The sequence below is a fragment of the Arthrobacter sp. HY1533 genome (assembly GCF_027568515.1).
Classification (GTDB): domain Bacteria; phylum Actinomycetota; class Actinomycetes; order Actinomycetales; family Micrococcaceae; genus Specibacter.
Genome location: NZ_JANKZF010000003.1, coordinates 152,188 through 168,546, shown reverse-complemented (window position 1 = coordinate 168,546; position 16,359 = coordinate 152,188). Strand labels below are relative to the sequence as shown.

The 16,359-nt window shown below is 62.6% G+C and carries 14 protein-coding genes; 13 read left to right on the top strand and 1 reads right to left on the bottom strand.

Features of this window, described 5'->3' with window-relative positions; genetic code table 11:
- The first annotated feature begins 60 nt into the window (after positions 1–60).
- From PCK14_RS04025 to PCK14_RS03980, 10 genes are all read left to right on the top strand, one after another.
- Positions 61–2,175, top strand: coding sequence for an acyltransferase family protein (locus PCK14_RS04025; protein ID WP_333474343.1), 2,115 nt, complete (start codon positions 61–63; stop codon positions 2,173–2,175).
- 142 nt (positions 2,176–2,317) lie between these two features.
- A complete protein-coding gene (locus PCK14_RS04020) occupies positions 2,318–3,607 on the top strand; it encodes a nucleotide sugar dehydrogenase (RefSeq protein WP_269937177.1) in 1,290 nt (429 codons plus the stop codon).
- Positions 3,608–3,612: 5 nt separating this feature from the next.
- Complete coding sequence (locus PCK14_RS04015; protein WP_269937176.1) at positions 3,613–4,542, top strand: glycosyltransferase family 2 protein; 930 nt, start codon at positions 3,613–3,615, stop codon at positions 4,540–4,542.
- Positions 4,539–5,960: a hypothetical protein gene (locus PCK14_RS04010; protein WP_269937175.1), complete on the top strand. Its 1,422-nt coding sequence runs from the start codon at positions 4,539–4,541 to the stop codon at positions 5,958–5,960. Before PCK14_RS04015 ends, PCK14_RS04010 begins: the two co-directional genes overlap by 4 nt.
- 70 nt (positions 5,961–6,030) lie before the next feature.
- Positions 6,031–6,627 carry an N-acetyltransferase gene (locus PCK14_RS04005; protein ID WP_269937174.1) on the top strand — a complete coding sequence of 199 codons (597 nt, stop codon included), beginning with the start codon at positions 6,031–6,033 and terminating at the stop codon, positions 6,625–6,627.
- On the top strand, positions 6,624–7,715 hold the full coding sequence (locus PCK14_RS04000; protein WP_269937173.1) for a DegT/DnrJ/EryC1/StrS family aminotransferase: 1,092 nt from the start codon (positions 6,624–6,626) through the stop codon (positions 7,713–7,715). The genes PCK14_RS04005 and PCK14_RS04000 overlap by 4 nt, the downstream gene beginning before the upstream one ends.
- 2 nt (positions 7,716–7,717) lie before the next feature.
- Positions 7,718–8,713: a Gfo/Idh/MocA family protein gene (locus PCK14_RS03995; protein WP_269937172.1), complete on the top strand. Its 996-nt coding sequence runs from the start codon at positions 7,718–7,720 to the stop codon at positions 8,711–8,713.
- A complete protein-coding gene (locus PCK14_RS03990; RefSeq protein ID WP_269937171.1) occupies positions 8,710–9,882 on the top strand; it encodes a glycosyltransferase in 1,173 nt (390 codons plus the stop codon). Before PCK14_RS03995 ends, PCK14_RS03990 begins: the two co-directional genes overlap by 4 nt.
- Before the next feature lie 139 nt (positions 9,883–10,021).
- Positions 10,022–10,660 carry a glycosyltransferase family 2 protein gene (locus PCK14_RS03985; RefSeq protein ID WP_269937170.1) on the top strand — a complete coding sequence of 213 codons (639 nt, stop codon included), beginning with the start codon at positions 10,022–10,024 and terminating at the stop codon, positions 10,658–10,660.
- Between the two features lie 4 nt (positions 10,661–10,664).
- Entirely contained in the window at positions 10,665–11,036 is a 372-nt protein-coding gene (locus PCK14_RS03980; protein WP_269937169.1) for a DUF2304 domain-containing protein, read from the top strand.
- Position 11,037: 1 nt separating this feature from the next.
- Here PCK14_RS03980 and PCK14_RS03975 read toward each other — a convergent pair whose 3' ends face one another.
- Positions 11,038–12,033 (bottom strand): glycosyltransferase, encoded by a 996-nt coding sequence (locus PCK14_RS03975; protein ID WP_269937168.1) that lies wholly within the window; start codon positions 12,031–12,033, stop codon positions 11,038–11,040.
- Between the two features lie 110 nt (positions 12,034–12,143).
- On the opposite strand from PCK14_RS03975, the gene PCK14_RS03970 reads away from it, so the two are divergent.
- The 3 genes from PCK14_RS03970 (at position 12,144) to PCK14_RS03960 (ending at position 16,335) form a co-directional block, all read left to right on the top strand.
- Positions 12,144–13,244 carry a glycosyltransferase gene (locus PCK14_RS03970; RefSeq protein WP_269937167.1) on the top strand — a complete coding sequence of 367 codons (1,101 nt, stop codon included), beginning with the start codon at positions 12,144–12,146 and terminating at the stop codon, positions 13,242–13,244.
- A 175-nt stretch (positions 13,245–13,419) separates the two neighbouring features.
- A complete protein-coding gene (locus tag PCK14_RS03965) occupies positions 13,420–15,207 on the top strand; it encodes an ABC transporter ATP-binding protein (protein ID WP_269937166.1) in 1,788 nt (595 codons plus the stop codon).
- Complete coding sequence (locus PCK14_RS03960) at positions 15,208–16,335, top strand: glycosyltransferase family A protein (RefSeq protein WP_269937165.1); 1,128 nt, start codon at positions 15,208–15,210, stop codon at positions 16,333–16,335. It begins immediately after the preceding gene.
- Positions 16,336–16,359: the final 24 nt, after the last annotated feature.

Sequence of the window (16,359 nt, the reverse complement as noted above, 5' to 3'; positions counted from 1 at the left end):
CCCTTGCCCCATCGGCCAACAATGCCCGATGTGGGTTACCAATGATCGGATTGAGGACCTGTGACTGCGGATCAACGCGAAGACGCTGTGCTCCCACCGCAGCAAGCATTGCGCCGGCGGCCGGCCCGGGCAGCTTTTCGTGCAGACATCCAAGCCCTCCGCGCCGTTGCGGTGGGCTTGGTGGTGTTGAACCACCTGTGGCCCAACCGCATCACTGGCGGCTTTGTGGGCGTGGATGTTTTCTTCGTGATCTCAGGCTTTCTCATCACGACGCATCTGGTGAAGGAACTCTCGGCAACGTCCAGAATCCGCCTGGCCACCTTCTATGCACGGCGCATCAAGCGCCTGCTGCCTGCCGCCTTCCTGGTACTGGCCGTCAGCTCTGTGGCCGTTTTCCTGTGGGTGCCCTACGCGCACTGGGCCCCAACGGCCCGGGAGACCCTGATGAGTGTGCTGTACGTGGAGAATTGGTCCCTGGCCGCCCAGTCCGTTGACTATTCGGCACTGAACAACCAAGCCACAGTAGCCCAGCACTACTGGTCCCTGTCCGTTGAGGAACAGTTCTACATCTTTTGGCCGCTTGCCCTCTACGGTCTTTACCTCCTGGGCAGCAAGCTTGGCACGCCCAGGCGTGCACTTCTCCTCGGGATGGCCGCAATGGGCCTGGGCAGCCTGGCCTTCTCCATCTACTTCACGGCCACAAGCCCCAGCCCGGCATACTTCGCCACGCCCGTGCGGGTGTGGGAGTTTGCCTGTGGAGGGCTGTTGGGGCTGCTGGCCTCAAGAGTCGTGCCGACCCGGGCAATGGGCACCGCCTTGGCAGCGGCCGGCTGGGTTGCCATAGCCGGCGCGGCCCTCACGTTCAGCCCGGCCACACAATTCCCGGGGTGGACGGCAATGCTGCCGGTGGCGGGAACACTGGCGGTCATTGCAGGCGGCATGAACCAGGTAAGGTCCCCGCTCAACTCAGTGGTTGGCTGGAAGCCGGTGCAGCTGGTGGGAGACGTGTCGTACTCCATTTATTTATGGCATTGGCCCATGATCGTGGTGGCCCCATTCCTGCTGTCAATGCCCTTGAACTCCTGGCACAAGATGGCAATCGCGCTGTTGTGCCTGCCATTGGCCTGGGCAACCAAGACCCTGGTGGAGGACAACGGCAAGTCGTGGCGAGTCATGGGAACAAGGCCGCGAACCACCTTCGCGGCAATGGGCGCGGGAATAGTGATCCTCGGATTGCTGTCCGGGGGCCTTGTCCTGGGGGCCGGCAGTAGGCAGGACCAAGCCTTGCTGGTGTCGGCACAACTGCTTCAAAACCCTTGCGCCGGCCCCGCCGCGCTGCCCGTCTCAGAGAAATGCCCGGACCCGCTTGGCCCGGCCACGAGCACTGTCATGGGTGACGCCAACAGATACTATGCCTCCGCGCCGGAATGCGTCGTGGACCCCTCCAGAACGCCTCCGGGTGTCAAGGATGTTGTTGTCTGCGACTACTCCGGTGGAAAGAAGGACGCCGAATCTGTCTGGCTCACAGGGGATTCACATGCAGAGCAGTGGAAATTGGCTGTCCTTGAACTGGCCAAGGCCAACCAGTGGAAGCTGAACTATGCCCTGCTGGGCGGGTGTCCCGTGGCAGAGGTGAATTTCAAGGGCTACCGTGGCAACAAGGACGAAAAGGTAACCCAGGCGTGCATGGAAGGCGCCCGCTCCATAGCCTCCATGATTGAGGAAGAGCGGCCCAGCAAGGTCTTCTATTCCATTTTCGCCAGGGATGAGTTGATCGACGACGGCTCCGGGCGCAGCCAACAGGACCAATACGTCCAGGCATTGCCGAAGTTCTGGAACCGTTGGGCGGAGGCCGGCAGCACCGTTGTGGTGCTGGCCGACCCGCCGCTGAACGGTTCAATCCGGGACAGCAACTGCGTGGCGCTCAACCCGGAAGATCCCCTGTCTTGCGCCGTGGACCGGAAAAAAGCCCACCCTGCCGACCCGCTCGTTGCGGCAGCCATTGCCCTCAAATCGGAGCGGGTGAAACTCGTTGACCTGACGGAGCACTTCTGCGACCAGAACCTTTGCTACGCCGTTGTGGGCCGGATGCCGGTGTACTACGACCCGGACCATCTCAATGGTGAGTTTTCCACCTTGATGGCACCCTTCATAGCGCGCAAGCTCGCCGAATAGCGGCGAAGGATCGGGCGAACTCAAAGTGGTTTAGCTCTCACCTGACGCGAGCAAGGCCCAAATGTCGATATTCTAGTCAGTAACTGCCGGTTGAGCATGCTCCGGTCCGCCACCAAGGTTCCACAGAAAAGGCTACTAAAACGTGAAGATTGCAGTTATCGCGCTCGGTAAGATTGGTCTGCCCCTGGCAGTTCAGTTTGCATCCAAGGGGCACGAGGTGGTTGGCGTCGACGTCAACCAGGCCGTCGTGGACCTCGTGAACGCCGGAACGGAGCCGTTCCCGGGCGAAGCGCACCTGCAGGAGATGCTCGCCGAGCTGGTTCCCGCTGGCAAGCTTCGTGCCACCACGGACTACGCCGACGCTGTGCCCGGCGCCGACGCCGTGGTGCTGGTGGTGCCGCTCTTCGTTGACAAGGACGCCAACCCTGACTTCGGCTGGATGGACACGGCAACAGCCGAGCTGGCCCGCCACCTGACCCCCAACACGCTGGTGGCCTACGAAACCACCCTGCCCGTTGGAACCACCCGCAGCCGCTGGAAGCCGGCACTGGAAGCCGGCTCGGGCCTGGTCGAGGGCCAGGACTTCCACCTCGTCTTCTCCCCGGAACGAGTCCTGACCGGCCGCGTCTTTGAGGACCTGCGCAAGTACCCCAAGCTCGTTGGCGGCCTGTCCGAGGCCGGTGCGGCCAAGGCAGTGGAATTCTACGAGTCCGTGCTTGACTTCGATGACCGCCCCGACCTCACCCGCCCCAACGGCGTGTGGGACCTGGGTTCGGCCGAGGCCTCCGAGCTGGCCAAGCTGGCAGAAACCACGTACCGCGACGTCAACATCGGCCTGGCCAACCAGTTTGCCCGCTTCGCCGCCAAGACCGGCATCGACATCTACCAGGTCATCGCCGCCTCCAACTCGCAGCCGTTCAGCCATATCCACCAGCCCGGCATCGCCGTGGGCGGCCACTGCATCCCCGTCTACCCCCGCCTGTACCTGTGGAACGATCCGGAAGCCACGGTGGTGCGGGCAGCACGTGCGGCCAACGCCGACATGCCCGACTACACGATTGGCCTGCTGGAAGGTGCCTACGGCGACCTCACCGGGGCACGCGTCGTCGTCCTGGGCGCCGCCTACCGCGGCGGTGTGAAGGAGACTGCGTTCTCCGGCGTGTTCGACGCCGTTGAGGCCATCAACCGCCGCGGCGGCACCGCCCTGGTCCACGACCCCATGTACACGGATGAGGAACTGGCCAAGCTCGGCTTTGTGCCGTACCACCTCGGCGAGGCCGTGGACGCCGCAGTTGTCCAGGCCGACCACGCGGAATACCGCGAACTGACCCCGGCCAGCCTGCCCGGCATCAAGGCATTCATCGATGGCCGGCGCGTGAGCTCCGCAGACAAGTGGGACGGCGTCACCTACCGCGTCATCGGCAAGGCGTAGGACGGGTGTCTTTACGTCAAGTTGCAATCATCCCCTGCCACAATGAGGCTGGCGCCATTGCCAAGGTGGTGACTGATCTTCGGACGGCGGTCCCTGATCTTGAGATCTACGTCTATGACAATGCCAGCACCGACGGCACAGATGAGGTGGCGCGGGCCGCCGGTGCCCATGTGCGGTACGAAACGCTCAAAGGCAAGGGCAATGTGGTCCGGCGGGCCATGGCAGACCTCGACGCCGACGTCTATCTGCTGATCGACGGTGACGACACCTACGACGCGTCCGTTGCTTCCGACCTTATCGAAGCGCTGTTGTCAGGTCCTCATGACCAGGTGACGGGGGTCCGGACCCAGCAGACCGCGACGGCCTACCGGGCAGGCCATGAGCTGGGCAACAAGGCCTTCAACACCGTTGTCAGCAAGATTTTCGGCTACCCGGCAACGGACATGCTCAGCGGGTACAGGGTCTTTTCGCGCCGTTTAGTGAAGTCGTTTCCCGCCGTGTCGCGGGCCTTTGAAATTGAAACTGAACTGACCGTCCACGCCATCAATGCGCGCATGCCGCAAGTGGAGGTGCCCGTCAACTTCAAGGACAGGGCCGAAGGCACCGAGAGCAAGCTGCGCACCTACCACGACGGGTTCCGCATTTTGTCCATGATTGGGAAACTGCTCCAGCAGGAGCGGCCGTTGATGGTCTACGGCCTGCTGTCAGCCGTCCTGTTCCTGGCGGGGATAGTCCTTGGCACCCCCATAGTGGTCGATTTTGCGGAGACTGGGCTTGTCCCAAGACTTCCGACTGCAGTTCTGGCTTCCACGCTCGTTCTCCTGTCCGTTTTGACCCTGATGATAGGTGTGATCCTGGATGGGCTTCGAAAAGTCAGGCAAGAGAACATCCGTACGAGCTATCTCGCCATACCAGCATTGAAGGTTGAATCGTGACTACACCGCCAACAACTGAATCGCGGAAAAAGTTGGGCCCGTGGAATTGGCGCGAGATTCGACGGGTGGCCCTTGTATTCATCCTTGGTGCGGCGGCTTTGCAGATGGTCTTCTTTAGCCTTCTCATCGCAGGCCAGGCCGTGCCCGACAAACCAATCATTGACAAGCTGGCTGTCTCGGTGGCGAACGGCACCTACGGCTTCTCCGGCGCTGCCGATCGCATGGGCGGCTCCGCGGACACATTCACAGAGTGCGTTGTCGCCGGGACCGGCCTCGGCTCGGTCGACAAAAACGCATTCGAGCGTGCCATTGCCATGCCCAGAATTGGCAGCTGCCACACGGGCAAAGACCAGATTCTGCTGCTCGCCTCAGGCGGACAGGTGGATCCCGTGCAAGTGGGCCAGTACTACAGGTACTGGGCGGGATACACAGTGATCACACGTCCCGTGCTGGCATTCTTTGGCCTGGATGGGCTGCGGATAGTCGCCGGCGGAATGCTGGCTGCGAGTTTGGTTGTTGCTTTTTCAGTGGTGGCGCGCCGGGCCGGAAAATGGGCGGCTGCCGGTTTGCTGCTGCCACTCTTTTTTTCGACAAACCTTATGTCAACCCCATCCAATTCCTTCAGCCACGCCATGTCGGTGTCGACGGTCCTCTTCGGTGTTGCCATCAGCGCGTGGGCGGCCGGGAAGTCGACTCGCACGATGGTGTTCGGCGTCGGATTTTCGGCGGCCCTGTTCTGCTACATGGACCTGTTGACCACACCTGCCATGTCTTGGGCGATGTGCACTGCTGTTGTAGCCGGAATTACCTACATTAGAACGCGCAACGCCAAGGCTGTGCTGCAAGGCGGCATCTTGGCCGCCGCGGTTTGGATCATAGCGTTTGCTGGCACCTGGGCGTCACGTTGGGCCATTGCGGCATTGTTCCTTGGTGTCCGCACAACCTACAAGAACGTTCGCGCGACGGTTGATTTCCGAACCACAGGCGAGTGGGACAATGTCAGCAAGGACTTGTTTGCCCCCACTGCAGCGAACTGGAACTATTGGCTAGGCCACCTGCCGACAGCCAAAGTTGTGTTGTGTCTGACCGTGCTGGCCATTGTCTTGGCATTGCTGGTCGCGTGGCGCCGGAACGGACTGCGTGCAGTTGCGTTTTGGCCCCTTTTGTCGCTTGCAGCGCTGGTCGTTGTCATCTGGTACGAAGTGTTGAGCAACCACAGCCAAATCCACGCATTCTTCACGTATCGAAGCATCCCGGCGGCGCTGGGTGTCCTTGCCTTTGCTGCCCTGTTGCTTGCAGCGCGGCAGAGTCCACTCAACGGCGGCGAAGTGCACCGGCAGGATAGTCTTGGATCAGGCCTGCATCCCGGGGAAACGCGTGCAGACGCTCCAGAGCTTGCCGCAGGGGCCAATCGGTGAACAAGGCAAATGTGCGCCCGCTGTGGATGCGCCAAGAACTGCGCAGTAAGAGTATTGGAAGGATTTCTGCATGAGTTATGTAGCACCAAGCGCCGACGTGTCGGAGCAGGCTGTCCTGGGCGACGGCACCAAGATTTGGCACCTCGCCCAAGTGCGTGAAGAAGCCGTTCTTGGCGAGAACTGCATTGTTGGCCGGGGCGCCTACGTGGGCACCGGCGTGAAGATCGGCGACAACACCAAGATCCAAAACTACGCCCTGGTATATGAACCGGCCGTGTTGGGCAAGGGTGTCTTCATTGGCCCGGCCGTGGTCTTGACCAACGACACCTACCCCCGGTCCATCAGTCCGGATGGTTCGCTCAAGAGTGCGCACGACTGGACCCCTGTTGGCGTGACGATTGAGGACGGCGCGTCCATTGGCGCCCGTGCCGTGTGCGTCGCCCCGGTCACCATTGGCCGCTGGGCAACGGTTGCCGCCGGTGCGGTGGTTGCCAAGGATGTTCCCGCCTTCGCACTGATGGTGGGCGTTCCCGCCCGCCGTGTGGGCTGGGTTGGCAAGGCAGGTTTCCCGTTGAAGGAAGACGGTGGTTTCTGGGTGTGCCCGGAAACCGGTGCAAAGTATGTTGAAGATGGAATTTCCCTGAAAGAGGCAGAGGACAACGCATGAGCCAGGACTTCATTCCCGCAGCAAAACCCATCATCGGTGACGAGGAACGTGCAGCGGTCGACGCCGTCATGGCCTCGGGCATGTTGGCGCAGGGCAAGCAGGTGGCCGATTTCGAGACGGAATTCTCGGACGTCCTGCTGGACGGGCGCGCCAGCGTTGCCGTGAACTCAGGCACTTCCGGCCTGCACCTGGGCCTGCTCGCCTCAGGCGTGGGCTCGGGCGACGAGGTCATTGTCCCGTCCTTCACCTTTGCCGCAACAGGCAACTCGGTTGCGCTGACAGGTGCAACGCCTGTCTTCGCCGACATTGAGCTGGACTACTACGCCCTGGACGTAGCCCACGTTGAGTCGCTGATCACGGAGAACACCAAGGGCATCATGCCGGTGCACCTGTACGGCCACCCCTTTGCCGCCGAGGCCTTCGCGGCCCTGGCAGAGAAGCACGGGATCGACCTCTACGAGGATGCGGCCCAGGCCCACGGCGCGGCCGTCAACGGCAAGAAGGTTGGCACCTTCGGCAAGTTTGGCATGTTCAGCCTGTACCCCACCAAGAACATGACCTCCGGCGAGGGCGGCATGGTCTCCACCTCGGATGCCACCGTGGAGCGCAACCTGCGCCTGCTGCGCAACCAGGGCATGGAAACCCAGTACCAGAACGAACTGGTCGGCTTCAACAACCGTATGACCGACCTGCATGCCGCCATTGGCCGCGTGCAGCTGACCAAGGTCATGGGCTGGACCAAGCAGCGCCAGGACAATGCAGCATTCCTCACCGCCAACCTTGAGGGTGTTGGAACGCCCAAGGTCGCCGAGGGTGCAGAGCACGTCTACCACCAGTACACGATCCGCGTCCCCGAGGGCCGCGACGAGCTGCACACGCGACTGCGCTCGGAGTTCAACATTGGCTCCGGTGTGTACTACCCGGTCCCGAACCACCGCCTGCCCTCGTTCAACCGCACCGAGGACCTGCCCAACACGGAGATCGCCGCGAAGGAAGTCCTGTCACTGCCGGTCCACCCGTCACTGACGCAGGATGACCTCGAGCGCATCGTCACTGCTGTAAACACCATCGTCAAGGGCGGTGCATAATCGTGGCTAACTTGCGAGTAGGCCTCATCGGCCTGGGCATGATGGGCCGCCACCATGCACGGGTCATCCGCGAAGTTGAGGGTGTTGACCTGGTTGCCGTGGCGGACGCCTACGGCGACCCGCACGGCGTCGCCAGGGACCTGCCGGTCCTGGGCAGCGTCGAGGAGCTCATTGCCGCCGGCATCGACATGGCCGTGGCCGCCGTGCCCACGGGCATGCACGAGGAAGTTGGCCTGGCCCTGGCCGAGGCCGGCATCCACACCCTGGTGGAGAAGCCCATTGCGGCCAGCGCACCGGCAGGCCAACGCCTCGTGGAAGCCTTTGCCGCCAAGGGGCTCGTGGGCGCCGTTGGACACATTGAACGGTTCAACCCCGCCCTGCAGTCGCTGCGCAAGCGCATCGCCGACGGTGAACTGGGCGAGGTCTACCAGATCGCCACCCGCCGGCAGGGCCCCTTCCCGGCCCGGATTGCCGACGTCGGCGTGGTCAAGGACCTGGGCACGCACGACATCGACCTGACCGCCTGGCTCGCCCAGAGCCGATTCGAATCGATCTTTGCCCAGACCACCACCCGCAGCGGCCGTCCGCACGAGGACATGGTTGCCGCAACAGGCAAGCTGGCCAACGGTGTCATCACCAACCACCTGGTCAACTGGCTTTCCCCCATGAAGGAACGCCTGACCATCGTCACCGGTGAGAAGGGCGCACTCGTCGCGGACACAGTCACGGCGGACCTGACGTTCTTCGAAAACGGCACGGTAGCCACCGAATGGGACTCCATGGCCGCCTTCCGGGGCGTCTCCGAGGGCAACGTCACCCGCCTGGCCATCGCCAAGCCGGAACCGCTGCGCACCGAGCACGAGGCATTCCGCGACGCAGTCCTTGGCCTGCGCAACGACGTCGTCACCATGGCCGAAGGCCAGGACACGCTGCTCGTGGCAGAGGCCGTGCTGGAATCCTCCCGCACCGGAACGAATGTGAAAATCGCAACTCCGTGACTGATGCAAAAACCAAGAAGGTAACTGTCGTCTCCCGCCTCTATGCACCAGAGGTGGGGGCGGCAGCCTTCCGCCTTAAGGCCCTTGTCGACGGCCTTGTGGATGCTGGTGCCCGGGTCAACGTTGTGACGACGAAGGCGCCCAGGGGAGCCAAACCCTTTAGCGCCAGCTATGCGATTAGCCGTTGGCCCGTCCTGCGCGATGCCGGCGGAAACGTGCGCGGCTACATCCAGTACTTGAGCTTTGACATCCCCATGTTTTTCCGGATCCTCTTTGGGGCGCGGCCAGACGTTTTTGTCGTCGAGCCGCCGCCTACCAGTGGATTTGCTGTCAAGGTGGCCGCAAGGTTGCGACGGGTTCCATTCGTGTATTTCTCCGCGGATGTCTCATCAAGCGCGGCGCGGGGGATTGGCGTCAACAATGCCGTTGTTGCCGCCGTGACCGCAGTGGAACGCTCGATTCTCACCTCGGCGGCGACTGTGCTGGCGGTTTCTGCGGGGGTCGAAACAGAGATTGCAGAACTCACCAAGGGACGGGCCCAGGTGGTCAACGTTGGAACCGGTGTTGACACGACCGCCTTTTCCCCGCTTGGACCCGTGAAAGAGATCGGCAAAAGGTATTTTGTTTACGCCGGAACCATGTCGGAGATTCAAGGAGCAGGCGTATTCATCGATGCATTCTTGACGATCGCCCGTGAATACCCCGACGTGCAGCTGGTGATGTTTGGCCAGGGCGTGGAATTGCCTGAGCTCAAGGCCAGGTCCGCCTCCTGTGCCGAACAGATCAAATTCTTCGCACCCACGGAGGGCACGGAAATTGCCCAATGGCACCGCGGGGCCGTGGCCAATCTTGCCTCCGTGCGGCCAGGCAAGGGCTATGATTTTGCGTTTGCCACCAAGGCACTGGCCGGCCTTTCAGCCGGAGCCCCTGTGATTTACTCGGGCGTCGGCCCCATGAACGACCTTGTCAAGGACCATGGACTGGGCATCGCCTGTCCATGGGACGCTGCCGCCGTGGCAGCGGCCATGAGGACCATGCTGGAGCACCCCGTGGCGCCTGGGCGGCGGGCGGAACTGTCGCACTGGGTGCACGAAAACTATTCGCTGCAGGCGGTCGGGGCCATGGGAGCCAAGGCAGTCCTGGACGCGGCAGCGGCCGGCCGGCGCTAGGCACCGTCCCCAGCTCCGTGTGCGGCACGCCTGCCTCTGGATTTGGCCGGACATGGCAGTGCCAAGGCCCTGCAATGTCCGGCCCCGGCTTTCTCTGTGGGATACTGGGTGGGTGAGTCGCACCTGGATAGTCATACCGATGTACAACGAAGCTACTGTCGTCGGCAGTGTAATCCGCGGGTTGCTCCCGGAATTTCCCAACGTTGTCTGCGTTGATGATGGAAGCAGCGACGGGTCCCAGCGCATAGCGCGCGAAGCCGGCGCCGTGGTGGTGCAGCATCCCGTGAACCTCGGCCAGGGTGCAGCTTTGCAGACAGGCATTGAGTATGCCCTGAGCGACCCTGAGGTGGATGCAATAGTCACCTTCGACGCCGATGGACAGCACCGTGTTGAGGATGCCAAAGCCATGGTGGCCAGGATCCATTCCGGGGAAGCCGACGTGGTGCTTGGCTCCCGGTTCCTTGACAACCGGACCAAGCTGTCGCCGTTGAAGCGCATCGTCCTGAGGGTTGCCGCCGTCCAGTCACGGTTTTCCACGGGCATGGCGCTGACCGATGCACACAACGGGCTGCGCACCTTCCATCCAGATGTGGCTCGGCGCATTCACCTGAAGCAAAACCGGATGGCCCACGCCTCCGAGCTCGTCCAGCAGTTGGCGGACATGAAGCCGCGGTGGGTTGAACAGCCAGTTGTCATCATTTACACCGACTATTCCCGCTCCAAGGGCCAGTCCTTACTCAACTCCGTCAACATTGTTGCGGACCTCTTCTTTAGGTGAGAACGTGCAAATCCTGGTCCAAATAGTTCTGGTCATTGCCGTCATCCTGGTGTCAGTGGCACTGATGCGCGGCGGTTCCAACGCACGCCATCTTGCCATCCGGCGCATCATGCTGGTGCTCTTTGCCGGCGTGGCCATATTCTCCGTATTTTTCCCGACGGCGCTCTCACACTTGGCGCGGCTGCTGGGCATCGGTCGTGGAACAGACCTGGTGCTGTATGCCCTCATAGTGAGTTTCCTGGTGTACATGGCAACCACCTACCAGCGTTTCCGCCACCTGGAGAACTCCCTGACCCTGCTGGCCCGCAGGATCGCCTTGGATGAGACCCCGCGGACGTGGGAGAGCGAATCCGCCGAAGGGGCCAGAAAGCCGTAAGCTAGCCGGCCATGCCCTTGTACAAGGCCGCAAGCTTGGGAATGTAGGCCGCCGCGTCATATCGTGGCAGCGCCCAGTCCCGGCCACCCAGTCGCGCAGTCGCTGCCTGCGGATCCGCGAGTGCTGCAAGAACTTGCTCGACGACGTCGCTGACGTTGCCTTCCATGACGGGAGGCACGGTTCCGTCATCGGGACGTGGGAGCCGGGAACCCAGGGCGGCCACAGGCAAGCCAATGGTCAAGGCCTCAAATTCGCTGGTGGAAAAGTACTCGGACGCCTGGCCAACACCGACCCACGCCTCGCTGAGTGCAGCGTGGTACTGGGCACGGGGCATCTTTTCCAGGAGCCTGACACCCATGCGTTCGGCCTCCTGCGCGCCGGGGCCCCAGTTGAGCCCCACCAGCTCAGCCTTTCCTGCCAGCGCCCTTGCAAGCTGTTCCGCCAGCTGGACCTGGCGCTTGACGCCCTTGTCGTCATCCCACCGGGAAATGAACAACACCTTCGGGGCAGATGCGGGCTTCCAGGACGGCAGATTGGGTACGTCCACAAACGATGGCAGGAATTCGGCATCGGCCCTGGCTGCCGTGGCATCGTGGACGTTGTCCGTGTTGGCGTAGAACACGTGGGAGGCGCCGTCAACGGCCCGCTGGATCTCATCATGGAACCGGGGGTCCTTCCACTGGCTGCGGATGTCACTGCCGTGGAGGGTCAGTGCATAGGGGCGCCGGGGCATGCCGGTGGCCCTGATGAGCCTGGCACTGGTGCCATAGTGGACATGCACTACGTCCGTGGACCACAGCTTTGCCGCCCGACGGGCCAGGAACGGGGCGAACCTGGCCTTGGCCAGCAGCGGGTTGCGCGGGGCCGGGCCCATGGGCCGCACCTGCTGCGGCGGCAAATAGTCCCATTCAATGCCTGCCCGGCGGGCTGCGTTGACCATTGTTCCGGCAACATAGGCGCAGTCGTTGAACTGGAGAACCTTGGGTTCGGAGGGCAAAGGGACTTCCTTAGCGTTGTGGGCCGGCGCTGTTTCGCGCAATCTGCTCCCTCAATCATAGGCTGGCTGTCCTTGCCGGAAGGCTGGGCCGTCGGTGATAATGTGCAGGCATGCACCCTGATGTCCCCAACTTTTCCCCGGCAGTCGATCTGGTCATCGCCGTCCACAGCAGTTCGCGTCCCATTGAGCGGGCTGTCGAATCGGCCGCACTTGCCGGCCTGGCGCTGAATGTCGATGGTGGACTGCGGATCAATGTCGTGTGCCACAACATTGATCCGGACCTTATCAAGGAACGCATTGGGCAGACGTTGCGTGAAAGCGTCAGGTTCCTGGAGTGCCGCGACGGAATTCCAAGCCCGGCGGGCCCGTTCAATGCCGGCGTGGAAGCTGCCACCGCCCCCTATGTCAGCATCATGGGCAGCGATGACTTCCTCGAGCCGGGCTCGTTGAAGCAATGGCTTGAGCTTGCCCAACGCCACGGTTCAGCTGCCGTTTTGGCTCCCCAGCGCCACGCAAGCGGGGCAAAGGTGCGCACGCCGCCGGTGAGGGTTGGCCGGCGGCTGAACCTGGACCCCGTCAAGGACCGGCTCAGCTACCGCACGGCGCCGCTGGGGCTCTTGGCAACCGCCGAGATCCGGCGGCTGGGCCTGAGCTTCACCGCCGGTTACAGGACGGGGGAGGACCAGGAGTTTTCAGCGAAGTTGTATTTTGGCGGCGGGCGCCTGGATTACGCCCGTGGCGCGGGCCACTACGTGGTGGGGGCTGACGCCGTGGACCGGGTGACGAGTGAAGCCCGGCCGGTCAAGGAAGATTTCCTCTTCGCCCTGGATCTGGTGGAATCGCCGTGGTTCAAGGCGCTCCCTGAGCCGTCAAGGCGTGCGATTGTCACCAAGTTGATCAGGGTCCATGTTTTTGCCGCAGCAGCTTCCCGCACTGCGACCCTCTGGACAAGTGCCCAGCGGGCGGACCTGGCCGAAGTGTCCCAGACTGTCCTCGCGGCCGCACCCAACTCACTTCACGCCTTGTCGGTGGCAGATGTGCGCCTGTTCTCTGCGATTGCCGATCCGAGCTCAAGCAGCGCAGACATGGTTCAACTGAGCCGCCTGCGCAGGAAATTTGGCGCCCCCGCCACCCTGCTGGCTTCGCGGCCGGCATCGCAATTTAGTGCTGAATCCCCGCTCCGCTTCATGGCGGCTTCAGCACTGCTCTAGCGTCCGCTCCGGCCCGGTCGTTGCACATAGACACTGGGCGGTGAATGTGGTGCCCGGCGGAAGGGCCGGGCCCCGGGCGGTAGAATGCAATGGTGATAAAGATGCGTATGACTGATGGTGCACAAGCTTCCACGGCAATTCCGGCCACGTTTTTCGCCGCAAACGGAGGCAACGAGTGAAGGCATTGTGGGGCACGTTCAAGAATGTGTTGTCAATCCTTCCCAGCTCCAGCATCGGCTTTGTGCGAACCTATTCAGTTCTGCTCGCCCTCCTTGCCATGTTCGATGCTTTCGCCATGGCCCTGCTCGCCCTGATCCTCACGCCATTGGCGACTGGGTCCGCCTGGAAAGTCCCCGTCATCGGCGTTGAAGTTGGCGGCACGGGCCTTATTGTCGCCATCGGTGTAGTCTGCGGAATCATCATCCTCAAGGGTGTGCTGGCCTTGGTCTTGCAGTGGTGGGCGACTCGCAAGCTTGCGCGGCTGGAACTCGCCATGGGCGACAAGCTGTTTGCCTCCTATTTGGCGGCTCCCTGGGTGGACCGGCTCCGCCGCAACTCCTCGGACCTGGTACGGATTGCCGACGTCGGCATTGCCAACACCATTGCCGGTTTCCTGCTTCCCCTGATGACTTTGACTGGCGAGGTGCTCACTTTTGTTGTTGTGGTCCTGGTCCTGGCGATTGCCCAGCCGCTGACAGCAGCTGTTGCCCTGGTTTACCTGGGTGCCGTGGCCATGGTGCTGTACTTCCTCGTTTCGCGCCGCGCGGTGGTCGCCGGGCGGGTGAACCGCGACTATTCCTTCAAGGTTGCGCAACTCTTGACGGAGATGGTTACTGCGCTGAAGGAAGTGACGCTGCGCAACAAGGAGGGCGAGGTTGCAGGCGTGGTGCACGCAAACCGCATTCACACCTCCCGGGCCCGGGCCAACATTCAGTTCCTGGGCATTGTTCCCCGCTACGTTTTGGAGTCAGCCCTGATTGGCGGATTCGCAGTGGTTGGCGGCGTCGGCTATTTGGCCGGTGGCCCCGAACAGGCCATGCTATCCGTGGCCCTGTTTGCCCTGGCAGGCTTCCGCATGGCCCCGTCGCTGCAGCGTTTCCAGGGAATCATCTCCCAAACCTCAACCAGCGCGCCTTTCGCCGAGGTGGTGGTTGCCGACATCAAGACCGTTGAGAAGTACGCCGTCGAACGCAAGGATGACCGGACAGGGGAGAAACTGCCGCAGGGAGCCTCTTCGCTGGACCTGCGCGACGTGAGTTTCCGTTATTCCGCCGATGGCGAGGATGCCCTCAAGAACATCAGTCTGAGCATTCCCTTTGGTGCCACCGTGGCTTTTGTCGGATCCTCCGGCGCCGGAAAGTCGACCCTGGTTGACTTGGTGCTTGGCCTGATTGAACCAACGTCAGGAGAAGCCAGCATCGCTGGGACTCCGCTGGGTGCCATGGCCGCGGACTGGCGCTCCAGGGTGGGCTACGTCCCCCAGGAAGTGGCGATCTTTGACGCCACCGTGGCACAGAACGTGGCCCTGACGTGGAGCGACGAATTCGACCGTGAACTGGTGAAGAGCTCGCTGGAGAAGGCACAAATGCTTGACGTGGTGGAAAACCGCGAGGGCGGCATCGACCGGCGGGTGGGCGAGCGTGGGCTCTCCCTCTCCGGCGGCCAGCGCCAGCGCCTGGGCATTGCCCGTGCGCTCTATGCCGATCCGCTCGTGCTGGTCATGGACGAGGCCACCAGCGCCCTCGACTCGGCCACGGAAGCGGCCATCAGCAAATCCATCCAGGACCTGCACGGCAAGGTCACGGTCGTGTTGGTCGCCCACAGGCTTTCCACCATTCGCCACGCAGACCAGATCTACTTCATGGCCGACGGTGAGATTCGTGCCAGCGGCACTTTCGATGAACTCATTGAGGCGGTTCCGGACTTCGCCCACCAAGCCACGCTTGCGGGATTGGTCAACTAGGTGCAAGGAATCGACACTCCCGGGGGCGCACTGGCAACTGTCGTCATAGCGGTTCACACCGCCCAGCGGCCACTGTCCCGGGCCATCGAATCCTGCCTGTCGCCCAGCCTTGCGGGCAAGGTGAAGGTGCTGGTGGTGTGCCACAACATCGACATGGCCGCCATCAAGGCCAACGTTGCCCTGCCCTCCGACGCGGACATCAGCTACCTGCAGCTGGACGACGGTCTCTCCTCTCCCGCGGGGCCGAAGAACATGGGCCTGGCCCACTGCAGCACACCGTACGTTCTCGTCCTCGATTCCGATGACTACCTGGAGCCCGGCGCCCTTGCCCAGTGGCTGGAATTGCTTGTCAGCTCAAAAGTGGATGGTGTCATTGCCCCCTTGAAGCGGCAAGGCGGCGGCGTCATCCGCACGCCCCGGGCCAGGCTGCTGCGCGGGAGCTCGCTGGACCCTGTCAAGGACCAGCTGGCCTACGCCACGGCACCACGCGGCCTGTGGTCCATGGAATTGCTGGAGTCGATCGGGTTCCGGTACACCCCAGGGCTGCGCACGGCCGAGGACCTGGACGCAGGCCTGCGCCTTTGGTTTTCCGGCGCAAAACTTGAGTTTCCGTGGCAGGGACCGCACTATGTGCTTGGCGAAGACGCGCTCGACCGGGTGACTGCCGACGTTTTGCCACTGGCTGAGGAATTCAGGGCCGTCCTGGCCCTTGACCAGGCCTGGCTGTCATCACTTTCCGCTTCGCAACGGCAGTCCATAGCTGCCAAACTGCTGCGCATCCACCTCCTGGGCGCGCTGCTCAGGCGTGGGCCGGGAGGCGATTGGCCGGAACCTGACCGCAGGGCAGTGCATCAATTCGTGGTCCGGGCCACCGAAATTTCCCCCACAGTCGAAAAGTCCCTGACGGTTGCCGAAAGTACGCTCGTTGCGCGGCTGTCCGATTCGCGTGCCGATGGCGACGCGCTGCGGAGAGCCTTGCGGGAGTACATCGATGCGGGCTACGGCGCCAAACTGTTCAACCGCAGGCTGCTGGCCAATCTCAGGCCGGACAGCGTGGTGCGGCACCAGTTGAGATTGAAGATTCACACCGTCCTGGACCGTATGACCATGTTCCGGGCCAAGGCCTAGAAGTACCGCAGATTTGGATTTTCG

Bases quoted from the DNA above. Each gene is read 5' to 3' on its own strand.
- PCK14_RS04005 (WP_269937174.1), top strand. From the start codon at position 6,031: ATGAGTTATGTAGCACCAAGCGCCGACGTGTCGGAGCAGGCTGTCCTG.
- PCK14_RS04000 (WP_269937173.1), top strand. From the start codon at position 6,624: ATGAGCCAGGACTTCATTCCCGCAGCAAAACCCATCATCGGTGACGAG.
- PCK14_RS03985 (WP_269937170.1), top strand. From the start codon at position 10,022: ATGTACAACGAAGCTACTGTCGTCGGCAGTGTAATCCGCGGGTTGCTC.
- PCK14_RS03970 (WP_269937167.1), top strand. From the start codon at position 12,144: ATGCACCCTGATGTCCCCAACTTTTCCCCGGCAGTCGATCTGGTCATC.